Origin of the sequence: Pseudonocardia sp. SID8383 (assembly GCF_009864975.1) — a bacterium.
Taxonomy (GTDB): domain Bacteria; phylum Actinomycetota; class Actinomycetes; order Mycobacteriales; family Pseudonocardiaceae; genus Pseudonocardia; species Pseudonocardia alni.
In genome coordinates this window covers 1-16,572 of the sequence record NZ_WWFY01000586.1, presented here as the reverse complement: position 1 = coordinate 16,572, position 16,572 = coordinate 1, and the positions used below count along the sequence as shown (strand labels likewise).

Annotated in this window: 18 protein-coding genes and 1 pseudogene; 15 read left to right on the top strand and 4 right to left on the bottom strand. The window is 68.9% G+C overall.

What is annotated here, in order from left to right:
* Window positions 1–13: 13 nt before the first annotated feature.
* The 3 genes from GTW08_RS14130 (at window position 14) to GTW08_RS14120 (ending at window position 1,074) form a co-directional block, all read left to right on the top strand.
* A complete protein-coding gene (locus tag GTW08_RS14130) occupies window positions 14–313 on the top strand; it encodes a hypothetical protein (RefSeq protein ID WP_161152033.1) in 300 nt (99 codons plus the stop codon).
* A gap of 58 nt (window positions 314–371) precedes the next feature.
* A complete protein-coding gene (locus GTW08_RS14125) occupies window positions 372–638 on the top strand; it encodes a GlsB/YeaQ/YmgE family stress response membrane protein (protein ID WP_161152032.1) in 267 nt (88 codons plus the stop codon).
* A 109-nt stretch (window positions 639–747) separates the two neighbouring features.
* Window positions 748–1,074 (top strand): STAS domain-containing protein, encoded by a 327-nt coding sequence (locus GTW08_RS14120; RefSeq protein ID WP_161152031.1) that lies wholly within the window; start codon window positions 748–750, stop codon window positions 1,072–1,074.
* A 586-nt stretch (window positions 1,075–1,660) separates the two neighbouring features.
* Here GTW08_RS14120 and GTW08_RS14110 read toward each other — a convergent pair.
* On the bottom strand, window positions 1,661–2,374 hold the full coding sequence (locus tag GTW08_RS14110) for a hypothetical protein (RefSeq protein WP_161152029.1): 714 nt from the start codon (window positions 2,372–2,374) through the stop codon (window positions 1,661–1,663).
* 85 nt (window positions 2,375–2,459) lie between these two features.
* Here GTW08_RS14110 and GTW08_RS14105 point away from each other — a divergent pair.
* Window positions 2,460–3,724: pseudogene (locus GTW08_RS14105) on the top strand (IS3 family transposase).
* A 12-nt stretch (window positions 3,725–3,736) separates the two neighbouring features.
* Here the strand turns inward: GTW08_RS14105 and GTW08_RS31850 are convergent.
* Window positions 3,737–3,895 (bottom strand): hypothetical protein, encoded by a 159-nt coding sequence (locus tag GTW08_RS31850; RefSeq protein ID WP_237453830.1) that lies wholly within the window; start codon window positions 3,893–3,895, stop codon window positions 3,737–3,739.
* A 566-nt stretch (window positions 3,896–4,461) separates the two neighbouring features.
* Between GTW08_RS31850 and GTW08_RS14095 the strand changes: the two genes are divergently transcribed.
* From GTW08_RS14095 to GTW08_RS14045, 11 genes are all read left to right on the top strand, one after another.
* The gene (locus GTW08_RS14095) at window positions 4,462–5,163 is read left to right on the top strand and encodes a cysteine hydrolase family protein (RefSeq protein WP_073577964.1); all 702 of its coding nucleotides are present in this window, start codon (window positions 4,462–4,464) and stop codon (window positions 5,161–5,163) included.
* A gap of 54 nt (window positions 5,164–5,217) precedes the next feature.
* Window positions 5,218–5,742: a type 1 glutamine amidotransferase domain-containing protein gene (locus GTW08_RS14090; protein ID WP_073577963.1), complete on the top strand. Its 525-nt coding sequence runs from the start codon at window positions 5,218–5,220 to the stop codon at window positions 5,740–5,742.
* 39 nt (window positions 5,743–5,781) lie between these two features.
* Window positions 5,782–6,387 (top strand): gluconate 2-dehydrogenase subunit 3 family protein, encoded by a 606-nt coding sequence (locus GTW08_RS14085; protein WP_161152027.1) that lies wholly within the window; start codon window positions 5,782–5,784, stop codon window positions 6,385–6,387.
* Entirely contained in the window at window positions 6,387–8,048 is a 1,662-nt protein-coding gene (locus GTW08_RS14080) for a GMC family oxidoreductase (RefSeq protein WP_161152026.1), read from the top strand. The genes GTW08_RS14085 and GTW08_RS14080 overlap by 1 nt, the downstream gene beginning before the upstream one ends.
* 105 nt (window positions 8,049–8,153) lie before the next feature.
* Window positions 8,154–9,821: a GMC oxidoreductase gene (locus GTW08_RS14075; protein WP_161152025.1), complete on the top strand. Its 1,668-nt coding sequence runs from the start codon at window positions 8,154–8,156 to the stop codon at window positions 9,819–9,821.
* 43 nt (window positions 9,822–9,864) lie between these two features.
* Entirely contained in the window at window positions 9,865–10,566 is a 702-nt protein-coding gene (locus tag GTW08_RS14070; RefSeq protein WP_073577959.1) for a gluconate 2-dehydrogenase subunit 3 family protein, read from the top strand.
* A complete protein-coding gene (locus GTW08_RS14065) occupies window positions 10,566–11,738 on the top strand; it encodes a mandelate racemase/muconate lactonizing enzyme family protein (RefSeq protein WP_073577958.1) in 1,173 nt (390 codons plus the stop codon). Before GTW08_RS14070 ends, GTW08_RS14065 begins: the two co-directional genes overlap by 1 nt.
* A gap of 50 nt (window positions 11,739–11,788) precedes the next feature.
* A complete protein-coding gene (locus tag GTW08_RS14060) occupies window positions 11,789–12,625 on the top strand; it encodes an SMP-30/gluconolactonase/LRE family protein (protein WP_202417162.1) in 837 nt (278 codons plus the stop codon).
* A 12-nt stretch (window positions 12,626–12,637) separates the two neighbouring features.
* On the top strand, window positions 12,638–13,261 hold the full coding sequence (locus GTW08_RS14055) for a bifunctional 4-hydroxy-2-oxoglutarate aldolase/2-dehydro-3-deoxy-phosphogluconate aldolase (protein ID WP_073577957.1): 624 nt from the start codon (window positions 12,638–12,640) through the stop codon (window positions 13,259–13,261).
* Window positions 13,258–14,250 (top strand): sugar kinase, encoded by a 993-nt coding sequence (locus GTW08_RS14050; RefSeq protein WP_161152023.1) that lies wholly within the window; start codon window positions 13,258–13,260, stop codon window positions 14,248–14,250. Before GTW08_RS14055 ends, GTW08_RS14050 begins: the two co-directional genes overlap by 4 nt.
* 89 nt (window positions 14,251–14,339) lie before the next feature.
* Complete coding sequence (locus GTW08_RS14045) at window positions 14,340–15,092, top strand: FadR/GntR family transcriptional regulator (RefSeq protein ID WP_073577955.1); 753 nt, start codon at window positions 14,340–14,342, stop codon at window positions 15,090–15,092.
* A 29-nt stretch (window positions 15,093–15,121) separates the two neighbouring features.
* Here the strand turns inward: GTW08_RS14045 and GTW08_RS31075 are convergent, their stop codons facing one another.
* A complete protein-coding gene (locus GTW08_RS31075; protein WP_202416355.1) occupies window positions 15,122–15,718 on the bottom strand; it encodes a transposase in 597 nt (198 codons plus the stop codon).
* Entirely contained in the window at window positions 15,655–16,479 is an 825-nt protein-coding gene (locus GTW08_RS31070) for a transposase family protein (RefSeq protein WP_202416174.1), read from the bottom strand. The genes GTW08_RS31075 and GTW08_RS31070 overlap by 64 nt, the downstream gene beginning before the upstream one ends.
* Window positions 16,480–16,572: the final 93 nt, after the last annotated feature.

Genomic DNA, 16,572 nt, shown 5'->3' with positions numbered 1-16,572 from the left:
GAGGAGCTGCAGCATGTGGGTCCTGCTGTCCCGCCACCTACGCACCTGGGCGATCTTCGCGATCGCCGTCCCGCTGCTCAGCCGCGTCCTGGGCGCACTCGGACGCGCCATCGAACGCCGCCACGGCCCCTCCGCGCTGACCCACGTCCTGACCTGGGCACAGCGCCTGCTCGCCCGCCGAGCCCGCGGTCCGCTCGCCACCGGCACCACGCCCCCCGGTACCGGCGACCGGACACACGGAACCCACGCACCGGCGCCGGACCGAACCCCCCAGCAGCCGCAGCCGCGGCCGGTCACCGACACACAGCCCTGAACGCAGCACTCCGCACGAAGCGCCATCAGCGTGGTGCGCTCACAGATACGGACACATCATGGGAATCCTCGGATGGGTCGTCGTCGGCCTCGTCGCCGGCGCCCTGGCCACACAGGTCATGCCGGGCAAGGACCCCGGCGGCATCCTCGTCACGGTCATTCTCGGCATCCTGGGCGGGCTGCTCGGCGGATTCGTCAGCTCCCGGCTCTTCGGGATCAGCACCGGCGCCTTCTTCGACCTCCGCACCTGGATCATCGCGCTGATCGGCTCAATCGTCCTGCTCGTGATCTACCGCTTGGTCATCGGCCGCCGAACCCGCCGGTGACCGGAACAGCCCGATGGTTCCAGCCCGGACACCACCGGCCCCGGACCAGCTGCACCGTCCCGCCGCGAGTGGTGAGCCCGTGACCCGGCCCCGGCCACATGCCCACGTCATGCTCGTCGAGAAGCGGGAGCACCCCACCGGAGCCGTACTGCTCACGATCCACGGCGAGATCGACGCCGCGACGAGCCCGGCACTGGAACGCCGCTTACGCGACTACAGCGGAACCACCGACCGGGTCGTGCTCGACCTGCGCGAGGTCATCTTCCTCTCCGTCCGCGCCATCACCATGCTCACCGCCACGCACACCCACGCCGCGAGCCGTGGCACCGCCCTGCAACTGATCATCGGGCGGGGCAGCCCCGCCGAGCGGGCCCTGCTGGTCACCGACCGCCTCCATCCGTCGCCGCTCGCGATCACGATCACCGACGAGCGTTGACCGGCACGACCCGGCAGAACCGGCCCGGCACGGCACTACACCCCGGCGCCACCGCGACCCCCACGCTTTGAGATCACCCTCGCCCACCGGACCACCGTCGCGGCCCTCTCGGCACACCGGCTCTGCCACTACGCCGCCGACCTCGCATCACCAACCCTGCGTCGCCTCCAGGGCGACCGCACCCGTGCCGTGCTCGTCCCCAGCGACCACCGCCAGCGGAGACGACCGTTGATCAGCAGAACCTGCGCGGCGACAACCACCGCAATGGGAGTTCGCGAAGACGGTGCGCATCGAGATCGGGCCCGTCGAGGTGAAGGTCCCGCGGAACTCGGCGAGGTCTTTGGCGCCACCGTGCCGCAGGGGTTGGCCTCGGAGGTCACCGACAAGGTCGTCGACGGAATCACCGCCCGACGGAGCCGCCCCCTCGATCGGGCCGACCCGTGGTGCTCATATACGCGCTGTACGTCCAGATCCGCGAGGGCCAGGTGGCCGACCACCCGATCTACGTCGTGATCGACATCAACTGCGACGGCGCGCGAGACGTGCTCGGGCTCCGGGTCGGCACCGGCCCAGTGGGGACCGGGTGTCACCGGCCGATGGCTGAGAGGTCTCTGAGCTCGGACCACATCTGTTGCCAGGTGACGGTCCGGTCCTCGAGCAGCCAGATGGTCGTGTTCTCCTCCACCAGGCCCCCGTAGGTCCCCAGCGGGGTCGACGCCGTCACTGTCCGCAGTGGGCGGGCGGAGGTGAAGTAGGGGCGAAAGAGGTCGGGACTGCCGACGAGCAGCATCGCGTCGGATGTGTCCGGCGGGGGCGGGAACCAGCCGTACGCCCTGTTGGTTCCGTGGACCGCCGGCAGGCCGAGGTCGGGTGGGGCGGCGTCGAGAAGCGCAGCGTGGACGTAGGGAACCGCCACGAGTGCGGTGCGCGCGCGGTCCTCGTCGGGTAACGCCGACCAGGTGGCTGCGGTGCTGGTGGCCAGCGGGGCGGCGAAGGCCGGGGACGCGAGCAGCACCGACGACGCGGCACCGGCCGTGGCCAGCACTGCGCCGGCGGTGACCACCGGCCAGGCGCGGCGTGGCCCGCGGCGTTCCCGGCGGCGCTGGAGCGCGACGGCACCGACGGCACCGAGGACCGGGTAGATCGGTGTCAGGTAGTAGTGCCGGCCCGCGGAGACCAGGACCGCGATGAACAACAGCAGGTAGGCCACTGCCAGGTAGCGCAGCGGCCGCCACTGCGGGTCGCGCAGCAGCGCGAGCAGCCCCGACACCGCCAGCCCGAGGGTGAGCGGTCCGGTCACGGCCAGCCCGTGTGCGGCGACGACGACCGGGTGAGCCGCTCTGGGTCCGGTGGAGACTCCTGGTCTTGGAAACGAGGATGGAGTCATGCCGTCAGAACGAACTGCGGGCAAGCCCACGACGCGGCGGTACTCGCAGGAGGAGAAGGCCGCGGCGGTGCGGATGGTCCGCACCCTGCGCACCGAGCTGGGCCACGACCATGGCGTGGTGAAGCGGGTGGCCGATCAGCTCGGCTACGGCGCAGAGTCGGTGCGGTTGTGGGTTCGCCAAGCCGATATCGACGACGGCCACCAGCCCGGCGTGTCCACCGACGAGGCGTCCCGGGTGCGTGAACTCGAGCAGGAGGTCCGGGAGCTGCGCCGGGCGAACGAGGTACTCAAGCGGGCTGCGAGTTTCTTCGGGGCGGAGCTCGACCGCCAGTACCGCAGATAGTGCAGTTCATCGACGCCCACCGCGAGGACGTGGTGGAGGGGCGCCGGCTCGGGGTCGAGCTCATCTGCCGCGTGATGCAGGTGGCCCCGAGCAGCTACTACGCCGCCAAGACTCGTCTGCCCTCGGCGCGGGCCCGGCGCGACGGTGATTTCGTTCCTGCGCTGGTCGGGTTGTGGGTGGACAACTACCGCGTCTACGGAGTCCGCAAGCTCTAGAAGGCCGCCCGCCGTGCCGGCCTGGACGTCGGCCGCGATCAGGTCGCCCGCTTGATGCGGGCGGCGGGGATCGAGGGCGCGCAACGGACGAAACGGGTTCGCACCACCCGGGCGGATCCAGTCGCGGCCCGCCATCCGGACCTGGTGAAGCGCCGGTTCCGGGCTGACGCGCCGAACCAGCTGTGGGTCACCGACCTGACCTACGTGCCGACCTGGGCCGGGGTCGCTTACGTGTGTTTCATCGTCGACGCCTTCTCGCGGATGATCGTGGGCTGGCGAGTCGCAGGGCACATGCGCACGTCGATGGTGCTCGACGCGCTGGAGATGGCCCGCTGGTCGCGCGGCACGCGGCTGCCGGATCTGCGGTGTCACAGCGATGCCGGAGCTCAATTCACATCAGTTCGGTACGGCGAGCGGCTCGCCGAGATCGGTGCGGTTCCGTCGATCGGCAGTGTCGGGGACTCGTTCGACAATGCCCTGGCCGAGACCGTGAACGGCTACTACAAGGCCGAGCTGATCCGCGGTCCCACCCGAGACGGTCCGTGGAAGACCGTGGAGGACGTCGAGCTCGCGACGCTGGGCTGGGTGCACTGGCACAACCAGCAGAGCCTGCACGGCTACCTCGGCGACCGCCCACCGGCCGAGTACGAGCGCACGTTCTACGCTGCCCACTGGGACGACCAACAGCCGGTCGGAATCCCATAGCGCGAGTCTCCATCAGACCCAGAGCGGCTCAGTCGAGGGTGCGACCCCGACCCGGTCGGCGATCTGGACCGGGCCCAAGCGCTTCTTCCAGCGCAGGTGCACGATCCGGCGCACCACCGGCGCCGGCGTCGCCCGCAGCGAGTGGTGCGGGCGGCGCGAACGATCGGCCATGCCGACAGGACCGTCGACGCGTAACGGTCGACCCAGCGTTCCGCGGTCGGCCAGGCCACTTGGAACCGGGCGGCGGCCTGAGCGATCGGAACGTCGCCCTCGACGATCAGACGGGCCAGGCGTAATCGGCCGCGTTCGGACAGCGGGGCGTTAGCGTGAACCACGAGGACCTCCGGTAGTCAGGGGTGGATGCCGTCAGACAGCTCCACACCAACCACGGGAGGTCCTCCCCGTTCAAGACCGATCAGGTCGTGTCATCACACGAGTTCGACCAACGTCTCCGGTCGGCACACCTAGATCGAGTTGCTGGTCGAGGGCCGGCTCCGTCGGGCGGCTGGCTGCGCCTCTACTTCATCGCCGTTGCCGTGGCCAGGAAGTTCGCCCGGGTGACCCCACCGCTCGGACTGACTGGATGGCTTGACTGTTGACATCGCTGGTGCTGATCCGGTTATGTGTGGTCAGACCACCTGGTCACCTGAAACTACTCGATCCAGTGCGCGAGGCAGGCTCGGCTCGGTTGCCGTCCTCGTCCTCTCGACGTTCCGAGTCAATGCAAAGGAGCAACGATGTCCTCGCTCGACTACACCTACACCCACATCGACACGCACATCGACCGCTCGGCCTGGGTAGCGCCGGTGATCGATCCGACGAAGACGATGCTTCTGGTCCTGGACATGCAGAAGGCTTGTGCGCAGCCCGGTGGTGCCATGTACATCCCCAGCACCGGCGGGGCCCCCGAGGGCAAGGACGTCGTACAGCCGGTCGTCAACGTCCTGGAAGCTTGCCGTTCCAAGGGCATTCCCGTGGTGTGGTCGTTGTGGGGGCTGCGCCCTGACGGCAAGGACGCCGGTTTCGCCGACGTGAAGTGGGGCCTGCAGGGCGCGCTGGCGCAGTTCCCGGGCGCCTGGGGTAACGGGGGCGATGAGCTGGTCGACGAGCTCAAGCCGCTCCCGGACGAGCCGGTGTTCCGCAAGCACCGTTTCAGCTCGTTCTACGGGACAGCGCTGACCGAATACATGCGCAAGGCCGGCTGCGACACCCTCGTGGTCGCGGGCCTGTCCACCGGCAACTGTCAGATCGCTACCGCGATCGACGGGGCCAACCAGGATTTCAAGATCGTCGTACTGGCCGACACCACGGCAGCCATTCCGTCCGGCAAGGACGACCCGATGGGCTTCGGTCAGCACTGGGAGGCGCTGCGCCAGATCCAGGCCAACCACGGCGACGTGCGCACCAGCATCGAGTTCCTGAAGATGATCGACGCTTGAGCGGGACACGAGACTTCGTACTCCCCCGACGAACGACGAACGCGAGGACGTGACATGTCGATTTCCGGTAAGAAGGTCGCCCTGCTGATCGAGGACGAGTACCAGATTCTCGAGGGCTGGTATCCCCACCTGCGTCTCCAGGAGGCCGGTGCCGATGTGAAGGTGATCGGTAGCGGCACCAAGGGCAGCTACGAGAGCAAGGAGCACTACCCGATGGAGGCGGACGCTGCTGCCTCCGAGGTCTCGGCCGCCGACTTCGACGCGGTGGTCATCCCCGGCGGATTCGCGCCGGACAACATGCGCCTGCACCCGGAGATGATCGACCTGGTGAAGGACGCCTACGAGTCCGGCAAGCTGGTCGCCGCGATCTGTCACGGCGGTTGGATGCTCGCCTCCGCGGGCGCCACCAAGGGCCGCAAGATCACCGGCTACCTGCCGATCAAGACCGACGTCGAGAACGCCGGAGGCACTTGGGTCGACGCGCCGGTGGTCGAGGACGGCAACGTCATCACCTCCCGCACGCCGGTCGACCTGCCCGACTTCGGCCGGGCGATCGTCAGCTATCTCGAGCGCGCCTGACCCGAGGGGGTCGACGACGTCCCGCAAAGGAGAGGGAACGTGACGGATCTGAGCGTGACCGCGCGCGACGCCAAGCCGCCCCTGGGCGGCTGGCTGCCCGGGGTCCGGCTGACCGAGACGCAGGCCGCGGTGCTGAACGCCGCGGCGGACGAGCTCATCCCGGGTGGCGACGGCTTCCCGCCGCCCAGCGAGGTCGACGTGATCTCGTTCATCGGCCGGTACGTGACGCCGTCGGGGCTGGAACCCAGGTGGTTCCCGTTCCTCGGCGAGGACGACTTCCGGGCCCGGCTCGACGGGCTCGGGCAGGAGTTCGCCGACGCCACCTCGGCGCAGCGCGTGACGGTCCTGGAAGGGCTGGAGCGCGACGAGCAGGAGTTCTTCACGCGTCTGCGGGACGTCGTCTACCACGCGTACTACTCCCGGCCCGAGGTCATCCGGGCCGTCAACCGCCTGCCCGCGGGCCGGGACTACCGCAACAGCCCCCAGCCCTACGGCTACTCCGACGTCATGGACGACTGGGACGACGAGCTGCTGAGCCGGGTGCGCGGCACCTACATCCGGACCGAGGAGGTGCGACGGGTCGCGATCCCCGCCGACCTCCCGATGTGTTCGGCACGGCAGGCCCGGGAAGCAGGAGAGAACTGATGGCGGCGTACACGGAGACCGACGTCCTGGTGATCGGGGCCGGCGCCGGCGGTGGAGCGGTGAGCAAGCGGCTCAGCGACGCCGGCATCAAGGTCGTCTGCCTCGAACAGGGCGACTGGGTCCACGCGATGGACCACCCGCATATGTACGACGGCTGGGAGCTCGAGCGCAAGCGAAGCTGGTCGTTCGAGCCCAACGTCCGGAAGTTCCCCGAGGACTACCCGGTCACCGGCAACACGACCCCGTACACCTTCACCGGGGTGGGCGGCTCGACGCTGCACTATGCGGCGGCCTGGCCCCGGTTCAAGCCGGTCGACTTCCGCAAGGGCACCGAGCACGGCGTCGAGGGCACCATCGACTGGCCGATCTCCTACGAGGAGCTCGAGCCGTTCTACGCGATCAACGACGCCGAGATCGGCGTGGCCCGCCGGACCGGCGACCCCGGCAACCCGGCACGCCCCGAGGGGTGGGGCCCGGCCAGCCGCGGCGGCAAGGTCGGGCACAAGATGGGCTCGGGCTTCGACAAACTCGGCTGGCACTGGTGGCCCGCCGACAACGCGATCCTCACCCGCGCCAAGGACAACCGGCTCGCGTGCAACGACTGCGGCTTCTGCCTCGCGGGCTGCCCCCGGCACTCGATCGCCTCGACCGACGTGTCGTACTGGCCGGCGGCCCTGCGCAACGGCGTCGACCTTCGCGTGAACGCCCGGGTCGAGCAGATCAACGCGAAGAACGGCCGGGCCACCGGCGCCACCTACATCGACCGGGTGACCGGGCAGCGCCACGAGGTGCGGGCCGGGATCGTGGTGGTCGCCGCGAACTCCATCGGCACCCCCCGGCTGCTGCTGATGTCCGCGCAGCAGGGCCACCCGGACGGGCTGGCCAACTCCAACGGCCTGGTCGGCACGCACTTGATGTACCACAGCTGGTCCTTCGTGGACTTCTGGTTCGACGAGCCGCTCGAGGGCTTCAAGGGCCCGGAGCCCGCCGTGCTCTACAGCCAGGAGTTCTACGACAGCGACCCGTCCCGGGGCTTCGTCAACGGCTTCTCGCTCCAGGTCGGTACCTCTCTGGGCGCCGCGACCAGCGCGCTCGGGACGAACACCGGCAACCTCGCGCCCTGGGGCGCCGGGCACCGCAGCTTCTTCGACGAGCACTTCGGCCGGCACGCGCTGATCTACGTGCAGGGCGAGGACCTGCCGGTGCGCACCAACCGGGTCACCCTCGATCCCGACGTGCGGGACTCCAGCGGGCTGCCCGCGCCGCACGTCCACTACGAGCTGCACGAGAACGACCGCAGGCTCGTCGAGTGGGGCCAGCAGCGCGCCCGCGAGGCCGCGGACGCCGCCGGTGGCGTCATCGACACCACCACGAGCGGCATCGGCGGGATCGACGCGCCACCGCCCGGTTGGCACATCATGGGTACCTGCCGGATGGGCAACACTCCCGAGGACTCGGTCACGAACAAGTGGAACCAGACCTGGGACGTGCCCAACCTGTTCATCACCGATGCCAGCTCGCTCACCACGGGTGCCGCGGTCAACCCCACCAGCACGCTGCAGGCCGTCGCGGTCCGCGCCGCGGAGTACATCACGCGCCGCCACCGGGACATCGCGTCGCAGACGATCACCCCGAGCAACGCGGACGCGCCCGCGCTGTAGCGCCGCTGTCCGCCCCACCCGTTTCCCGCGCCCGAGGGCGATCTCCCTCGGGCCGGCGCACGCCATCATGCGCCGGCACCGCTGCCGGCGTGGAGAGGAAGGCACGTGCATCACGCCAAGAAACCCGAGCCGGTCGACGCGATCGTCGTCGGGCTCGGGGCCACCGGTGCCACGGCCGCGAAGGTGCTCAGCGAGGCCGGCCTCAAGGTCGTCGGCTTCGACCGCGGCCCGTGGTTGTCCGCGAAGGACCACTACTCCGGCGACGAGCTCAAGTTCGTCAACCGCAACTACCTGTGGCCGGACCCGAACCTGTTTCCCCGCACCCTGCGCCACGACGAGACCTCGGAGGCCGAGCGCTTCCCGTTCTCGCCCACCCCGCAGCTCGTCGGCGGCGGCACGAACCACTGGGCGGGCTGGGTGCCGCGGCCGCGCGAGTCGGACTTCCTGCAGCGCAGCCTGCACGGGGACCTCGACGGTGCGAGCCTGGCGGACTGGCCGATTCGGTACGAGCACCTCGAGCCCTACCTGACCAAGGTGGAGTGGGAGTTCGGGATCTCCGGCATCGCCGGGGCGGACAAGTACGAGCCCTTCCGGAGCAAGGGCTACCCGAGTGTGCCGCTGCGCCCGACGAAGTTCGGCAAGCGCTTCTACGACGCCTGCAACGAGATGGGCGTCAACGGCTTCCCGATCCCGCACGCGATGGTCACCCACGACCACAAGGGCCGGGACCCGTTCAACACCACCAGCTTCTGGAATCAGTACGGCGACCCGAGTACCGCGCGCTCGAACACGCTGACCACGTTCATCCCGGAGGCCGTGGCCACCGGGAACTTCGAGCTCCGCTCGGAGTCCTTCGTCCGCGAGATCACCGTCGGCAAGGACGGCCGGGCCACCGGTGTCGTCTACGTGGACCCGGACGGCGTCGAGACCGCGCAGGAGGCGAAGGTGGTCGTGCTCGGTCTCGGCGCGATCGAGTCCGCCCGGCTGATGCTGATGTCGACGTCCCCGCAGTTCCCCGACGGCCTGGGCAACTCCAGCGGCATGGTCGGCAAGAACGCGACCTTCCACGAGTACGTCTTCGCGGTGGGCCTGTTCGACCAGGAGATCGACGACCCGCTGCACGGTTGGGCCGGCAACTACATCTCGGGAGGCACCTTCGAGTTCTACGAGACCGACGAGAATCGCGGCCACATCGGCGGCTGCCTCATCTCTGCCTCGCAGACCTGTCATCCGATCAACTGGGTCTTTCCCGGCCGGCCGACGTGGGGTCAGTCGCTCAAGGACGCCGACCGAAGCTACTTCAACTTCGCGATGAAGATCGGGGCGATCCTGCACGACATGCCGGTCGAGTCGAATCGTGTCGACCTCGACCCGACGGTCAAGGACGCCTGGGGCCTGCCGGTCGCCAGGATCACGCACAAGCCCCACGCCAACGACGTGGCCATGAGCAAGTGGCAGGTCGACAAGAACGCGGAGATCCTGCAGGTCGCCGGCGCGAGCAAGACGGTGCCGGTCTACCTGGACCGGATGACCGGCAACACCTGCCACCAGCACGGCACGGCCCGGATGGGAACCGACCCGTCCACGACCGTGCTGAACGAGTGGTGCCAGTCCCATGACGTGGACAACCTCTTCGTCGTCGACGGGTCCTGCTTCCCGAGCTCCACCGGGGTCAACCCCACGCTGACGATGATGGCCAACGCCTGGCGCGTGTCGGAATACATCAGCGACATCTGGTCCAAAGGCCGCGACGAGCACATCACGCTCGACTGAAATCCACCACTCCCGAAGCTCCACCCACGGAAAGGAGGACGTCATGACGCTGAAGGCCGACTGGGAGGTCGTCGGTTCCCCGATCGATCCCGATTCCGACGAGCGGCTGTTCTTCACCGACCACGAGTGGGACACGATCGAGGCGGCCACCGCCCGCATCATCCCCACGGACCACGACCCGGGTGCCCGCGAGGCGCGGGTGGTCGTGTTCCTCGACCGTTACCTCTCGGGTATCGACTACATCTTCGCCGCCGCCGACGGCAGCGGGTTCCTCAAGCTGACCGGCAAGTTCGCCGACGCGTGGCGGGCCCGGATGTCGGACATGCAGCGGACCTACCGCGAGGGCATCCGGACACTCGACGCGCTCGCCGAAGAACACTTCGACCGGCGGTTCGTCGCGCTCACGGAGTCCGAGCAGGACACCGTGCTGGAAGCGCTGTCCGGTTCTGCCAAGCCCGGGCCGGTCACGCTGGGCACGAGCGAGGCGGTCCGGACCTTCCTGCAGGGCGTGTTCGACCAGGGGCTGCCCTTCTTCGAGGCGCTGTGCCTGCACACCCGGCAGGGCTTCTACTGCGACCCCGTCTACGGCGGCAACCGCAACCGAGTCGGCTGGGACGTCATCGGCTTTCCCGGCCCCACGACACTGAAGGACACGATGGACGGCACCTACAGCACGACGGAGTTCTTCCATGTCGGTGACTACGACTGGAACGAGCTCGTCCCGCATCTCGGAAAGGTCGGCTGATGCGAATCACCAGTGTCGAGGCGAGGCCACTCGGGACACCGCTGGACGAACCACTTCGGTGGGGCGCCATGGTGGTCACCTCGAAGGGCGGCATCGTCGTACGGGTCACCACCGACGAGGGTCTGGTCGGGATCGGAGAAGCGGGATTCTCCTCGGAGTACTTCCCGACCGTCGGCCCGATCATCAACCAGCAACTGGCACCGATGCTCGTCGGCCAGGACCCACGCGACATCGGGGCCCTCTGGCAGCAGATGCTCGACGCAACCCACATGTGGGGCCGCCGCGGTATCGAGACCTACGCGCTCAGCGGCATCGACATCGCGCTGTGGGACTTGCTGGGCAAGATCTCCGACCAGCCGGTGCACCGCTTGTTGGGATCCTCCAAGCATACGGTGCGCGCCTATTTCGCGCCCTCGGTCAAGCCGGTGGACCAGATCGTCGAGGAGGCTCGACGTGCGGTGGCCGACGGCTACACCGCGATGAAGCTGCGGGTCCTCGGGGACATCGGCGACGCCGTCGAGCTGGTCGGCTCGGTGCGCGACGCCGTCGGCGCCGGCATCGACCTCGGTGTGGACGCCAACATGTCCTACGACCGGCGCGGGGCGCTGCAGCTCGCCCGAGAACTCGAGGGATTGCAGGTGGCGTGGCTCGAGGAGCCGATCCTCGCGCGCAGCCTGACCCAGTACGCCGACGACCACACGTGGCTGGCCGACCGGGTGTCGCTGCAGCTCTCGGGCGGCGAATCGCTGTTGACCCGCTTCGAGTTCATCGATCTGCTCACCCGGCGGACCTTCGACATCCTGCAGCCCGACGCCACGAGCGTCGGCGGGATCTCCGAGGCCAAGCGGGTGGCCGACATGGCCAGCACCTGGAACCTCAGCTGCATCCCGCACATCGCCTGCTCCTCCGGCACCGGGATCGCGCTGGCCGCCGGTCTGCACATGATCCTGGCCTGCGAGAACACCCCGTTGATCGAGGTCGACGCCTACGGCGGGCCGGGCTGGGACGGGATGCTGATCGACCCGTTGGTGGTGAAGGACGGGTACCTGTCCGCGCTGGACGCGCCCGGGCTGGGCGTCGAGCTCGCCCCGGACGCCGACGAGCGGTTCGCCCTCTCGCCGGACACCGCCCGACCGTCGGCCTCCGGGACGCCGGCTGCCGGCGCGCAGTGAGCCCTGGCGTGCCCGCACTCGAGGTCCGGGACCCCCGGCTGCACGAGGTGGTGGCCGACGATCCGTTGCGCCGGGTGGCCACGGGGTTCCGGTTCCTCGAGGGCCCGGTGTGGCATCCGGTCGAGCGGTCGCTCGTGTTCAGCGACATCCCCGCCGCTCGGATGTCGCGGCTGTCCGCAGGCGGCGCGCTGTCGGTCTTGCGGGACCCCAGCCGCATGGCGAACGGGAATGCCTACGACCGGCAGGGCCGGCTGCTCACCTGCGAGCACGCCACGAGCAGGCTGGTCCGACAGGAGCCCGACGGCTCGCTGGTCACCCTGGCCGACCGCTTCCGTGGCAGAGAGCTGAACAGCCCCAACGACGTGGTCGTGGCTGGTGACGGGACGATCTACTTCACCGATCCCGCCTACGGCCGCGCCGTGCCCTACGGCGTGCCGCGGTCGCGGGAGCTGCCCTTCTGCGGGGTCTATCGGCTCGGCGCCCATGGCCTCGAGCTGCTGACCGATGACGTCGAAGGGCCCAACGGGCTGTGCCTGTCACTCGACGAGCGACATCTCTTCGTGGCCGACACCGAGCGGATGCACATCCGCCGGTTCGCGCTGACCGAGAGCGGCGTCGCCGGCAGTGCGGTCTGGGCGCGGCTGACGGGCCCCGGCACCGGTGAACCCGACGGCCTGAAGATCGACAGCGCCGGGAACCTGTTCAGCTGCGGGCCGGGTGGCATCCACGTCTTCGACCCCGCGGGCAGTGCGCTCGGGGTCATCCGCGTTCCCGAGGTGACGGCCAACTTCACCTGGGGCGACGACGACATGCGCACCCTCTATATCTGTGCCAGCACCACGCTCCATCGATTCCGGACCCGGGTTCCCGGAATCCGGGCGTTCTGAAAAGAGGACCTCATGCCCCTCTCCCCGGCGATGGAACGCAGCGCCGAGCGGATACGCAGAGCCCGGATCGTTCCGGTCCTGCGAACCTCCGATGCCGAGACCGGTCACGCCGTCGCCCTACGGCTGGTCGCGGCCGGCCTGGACGTTCTCGAGGTGACCGCGACCATCCCCGGCTGGCACGACCTCCTCGCCGCAGTGAAGGCCGAGGCACCGAACGCACTGGTGGGCCTGGGCACCGTCCGCACGGAGGCCGACGCCGAGCGCGCGCTGGCGCGAGGCGCCGACTTCCTGGTCAGTCCGCATCCGGTCGCTGCAGCCCGAGCACCCGCTCACGCACAGGACGTGCTGTTCGTCGAGGGCGGAACCACGCCGGCCGAGATCGGCGAAGCCACCGACCGTGGTGTCGCCAAGGTATTCCCCGCCCACCTCGGCGGACCGCCCTACCTGAAGTCCCTGCTCTCGATCCTGCCCGGGGCCCGGATCATCCCCACCGGCGGCATCACCGTGAGCGAGGTCCCCACCTGGCTTGACGCGGGCGCGTTCGCCGTAGGAGTCGGTAGCGACCTGTACGCGGCCGACGATCTGGAGGCGAAGATGTCGGAGCTGCGGGAACTCGTCGGCCCGGGACGCTCATGACCGACCTCATCAGACCCACCTCCGTGAACACCCCGGCGACCCGAGTGACCGTCATCGGCGAATGCATGGTCGAGCTCACCCACCACAGCGACCGCACGCTCGCACTCGACTTCGCCGGCGACACCTTCAACACCGCGGTCTATCTGGCACGCGGCACGCCGGCCCGAGATGTGTGCATCGACTACGTCACCGCCGTGGGCGACGACTGGTACAGCGACGAACTCGTCTCAGCGATCGAGACCGAGGGTATCGGTACGGAACTGATCGAACGCATACCCGGCCATTCCCCGGGCCTCTATCTCGTTCGAACCGACGACCGGGGAGAACGCACTTTCACCTACCACCGGTCCGAGTCCGCGGCACGACACCTGTTCGACAACGGCTGGCCGGAACGGATCGACCGCGCCATCGGCGCGAGTGACCTGATCTACCTGTCCGCGATCACACTTCAGATCCTCTCCGCGTCGGCGCGAGAGCGACTCTGGTCGATCCTTTCGACCGCCCGCGCCCGAGACACGAAGATCGCGTTCGACAGCAACTTCAGGCGGCGGGGGTGGCCGACGGTCGGCGATGCGCGTACGGCCATCGAGCGCACGGTCGAACTGACCGACCTCTACCTTCCCACCCTGGCAGACGAACAGATCGTCTTCGGCGACCGCGACGGCCCCGCGTGCGCACAGCGCATCGCAGGCCTCGGACTCCCGGAATGCGTCATCAAGGATGGGGAACGTGGGTGCCTGGTGCTGGCCGACGGCGGCGTCGTGTCCGTACCCGCACGACACGATGTCCCCGTCGTCGACACGACCGCAGCAGGCGATTCCTTCAACGCCGGGTATATTGCCGCGCGCCTGCGAGGCGAAGCGCGGCCGCGGGCAGCCGAGTCAGCCCATCTGCTCGCCGCTCAGGTCGTCGGTGGATCGGGAGCGATCCTGCCCGACGGGGTCATCCCACGGCGTGAGCAGGCGAAGGCCCCTCCGGACGCCGTCTAAGGCCGCGCTGGCGGACCAGGAGACCAGACCACTACTCTTCAGACCACTGACCACAAGCGCTATTGTCAAGAAGGGGCCGAACGGTCGGCATGAGCCACGGCAAGATCGAACCCGTCCGCCGCCTGAAGGTCGCCGACTCCGTTGCCGAGCAACTCGAATCGATGATCGGCCGCGGAGATCTAGCACCGGGGGACAAATTGCCGCCGGAGCGTGTACTCGCGGAGCAATTCGGCATCGGCCGCAGTTCCATGAGGGAAGCGATCCGGATCGTCGAGGCGAACGGGATGCTCCGGACGGACCACGGAATCGGCGTCTTCGTGGTCAGCAAGACGCGGCGGACGCCCGACCTGTCACAACTGCTGATACTTGGCGAGTACACGGTGCCGGAACTCTTCGAGGCCCGCATCACCCTCGAACGCGACGCAGCGGGCTTCGCCGCTCAACGCGCCACCCCGGACGATGCGACCGTGCTGCATGACATCATCACGGCGATGGCGGATCCCGAGCTGAGCGACGACGACTTCGTTGCGCTCGACGCCGACCTGCATCGGACGATCACAAAGATCACGAGAAACCCGATCCTGTTAACTCTCCACTCGTCGATCGAACCTCTTTTCGTGGACTACTCCCGCCAGGTCATCGGATTGCCGGGGCGTCGGGAGACCGCGGACATCGGGCACCGCGCGATCGTCGACGCGGTGGTCGGAAAGCGGGTCCGCGAGGCGCGCACCGCAGCTGTGAAACATATTCGCGATGTCGAGCGGGATATCATCGCGAACCTCGCGGACGCGCACTCGTCAACTCACTCAGCAACCTCGAACCGGCAATCGACAGCCACGTAAACCCAAGCACATTTCTGGCTCTTCCGGATTTAGAGTGCGAGCGCTCCGCAGTGCAGTAGCGACCGGATCCGATAATTGATCAGGTTGCGGAAGCCCATGGCGTTGCGGCGGAGGGCTTCGAGTCGGCCGTTGATGGCCTCGGTGGGGCCGTTCGAGGCGCGATGGGAGAAGTAGGCCAGGATGTCGACGCGGCGCCGGTGCAAGGTTCGGCCGAGTGTGGTGAGCTCGTCGAGCCCGGGCGGTAGCCCGGTGCGTAGCCGGTCGATCACGCCGCTGAGCAATGCTTTGCCGCGTCGGCGGTCCTGGTCGGCGTAGGCGGCGATGATCTGCTGGTAGGCCCACCAGGTGACCTCGACCGCGACGTGCTCGTCGGCGGCGAAGACCGCCTCAAGCCGGGTGCGTTGGCGGTCGGTGAGCAGTCCGAGGCGGGTCCGCAGGGTCCGCCGTGCCCGGTAGAGCGGGTCACCGGTGCGGCCTCGGTGGCCGAGGGTGTCCTGCTGGACACGTTGGCGACACAGGTCGAGCTTGTGCCCGGCCAGGGCGACGACGTGGAACGGGTCCATCACCGTGACCGCATCGGGCAACGCGTCGGTGGCGGCGTTCTTGTAGCCGCCAAAACCGTCCATCGCCACGACCCGGACCCGTCGCGGAAGGCCGGGTCGCGGGCGTCGAGCCAGGTCTTCAGGGCCGCCGCCGAGCGGCCCGGGACCAGGTCGAGCAGCCGCGCACGGCCGTGGCCTGCGACGACATCGGTGAGGTCGGTGATCACGGTGACGAACCCGTCTCCGTCGGCGCCGAACACGTGCGCCCACTTGTGCTCGTCGACCCCGATCACCCGCACCCCGTCCAGGCGGGCCGGCCCGGCGGAGCGCAGCAGCTGCTCGGTCGCGGCGACCGCGACGCTGTTCACGGTGTCCCAGCTGCGGCCCAGCTCACGGGCGACCGCGGCGACCGTCGCCTTGTCGATCGCCAAGCGGCGCAACACGTACTCCGCGCAGCGCCGGGTCGTGGACGCACCGGGACGGGCCAGGCGGGTCGAGTCGTGGGCGAAGATCTCGCGGGCGCAGTCACCGTGGACACACCGGTAGCGCGGCACCCGGACCCGCAGTTGCAGCGGATGGCCGACCACCGGGACGTCGCTGACGCGGCGCTCGGTGCTGTCGCGGTAGATCCCGGTCAGTCCGCACCCCGGGCAGGCGCCGGGCCCGTCGGTGAGCAGGTCGCACCACAGCACCGTGGTCTCCCCGGCCAGGGCGGCGTCGGTGATCCGCACCCCGAGCTCGACGGTACGGATGATCGTGTCGGCCACGATCTGGGCAGGCGGGCACGTAGGCTGCGACATCGGGTCCCCGGGCTTGTTGACGGTGTTCGGCGTAGGAACCTTCATCATCAACTTCTCGGGGCCCGCCTCACCGCAGCGACACGACCCCACCCGCGCGGTCGATCACGCCCTCACCTGCACTCCATTTCCGGAAGAGCC

Excerpts from the sequence above, each read along its gene's own strand:
- GTW08_RS31075 (WP_202416355.1), bottom strand. The coding sequence starts at position 15,718 with ATGGACGGTTTTGGCGGCTACAAGAACGCCGCCACCGACGCGTTGCCC.
- GTW08_RS14065 (WP_073577958.1), top strand. The coding sequence starts at position 10,566 with ATGCGAATCACCAGTGTCGAGGCGAGGCCACTCGGGACACCGCTGGAC.
- GTW08_RS14095 (WP_073577964.1), top strand. The coding sequence starts at position 4,462 with ATGTCCTCGCTCGACTACACCTACACCCACATCGACACGCACATCGAC.
- GTW08_RS14080 (WP_161152026.1), top strand. The coding sequence starts at position 6,387 with ATGGCGGCGTACACGGAGACCGACGTCCTGGTGATCGGGGCCGGCGCC.
- GTW08_RS14050 (WP_161152023.1), top strand. The coding sequence starts at position 13,258 with ATGACCGACCTCATCAGACCCACCTCCGTGAACACCCCGGCGACCCGA.
- GTW08_RS14045 (WP_073577955.1), top strand. The coding sequence starts at position 14,340 with ATGAGCCACGGCAAGATCGAACCCGTCCGCCGCCTGAAGGTCGCCGAC.
- GTW08_RS31070 (WP_202416174.1), bottom strand. The coding sequence starts at position 16,479 with ATGAAGGTTCCTACGCCGAACACCGTCAACAAGCCCGGGGACCCGATG.
- GTW08_RS14070 (WP_073577959.1), top strand. The coding sequence starts at position 9,865 with ATGACGCTGAAGGCCGACTGGGAGGTCGTCGGTTCCCCGATCGATCCC.
- GTW08_RS14120 (WP_161152031.1), top strand. The coding sequence starts at position 748 with ATGCTCGTCGAGAAGCGGGAGCACCCCACCGGAGCCGTACTGCTCACG.
- GTW08_RS14125 (WP_161152032.1), top strand. The coding sequence starts at position 372 with ATGGGAATCCTCGGATGGGTCGTCGTCGGCCTCGTCGCCGGCGCCCTG.
- GTW08_RS14055 (WP_073577957.1), top strand. The coding sequence starts at position 12,638 with ATGCCCCTCTCCCCGGCGATGGAACGCAGCGCCGAGCGGATACGCAGA.
- GTW08_RS14090 (WP_073577963.1), top strand. The coding sequence starts at position 5,218 with ATGTCGATTTCCGGTAAGAAGGTCGCCCTGCTGATCGAGGACGAGTAC.
- GTW08_RS14130 (WP_161152033.1), top strand. The coding sequence starts at position 14 with ATGTGGGTCCTGCTGTCCCGCCACCTACGCACCTGGGCGATCTTCGCG.
- GTW08_RS31850 (WP_237453830.1), bottom strand. The coding sequence starts at position 3,895 with ATGGCCGATCGTTCGCGCCGCCCGCACCACTCGCTGCGGGCGACGCCG.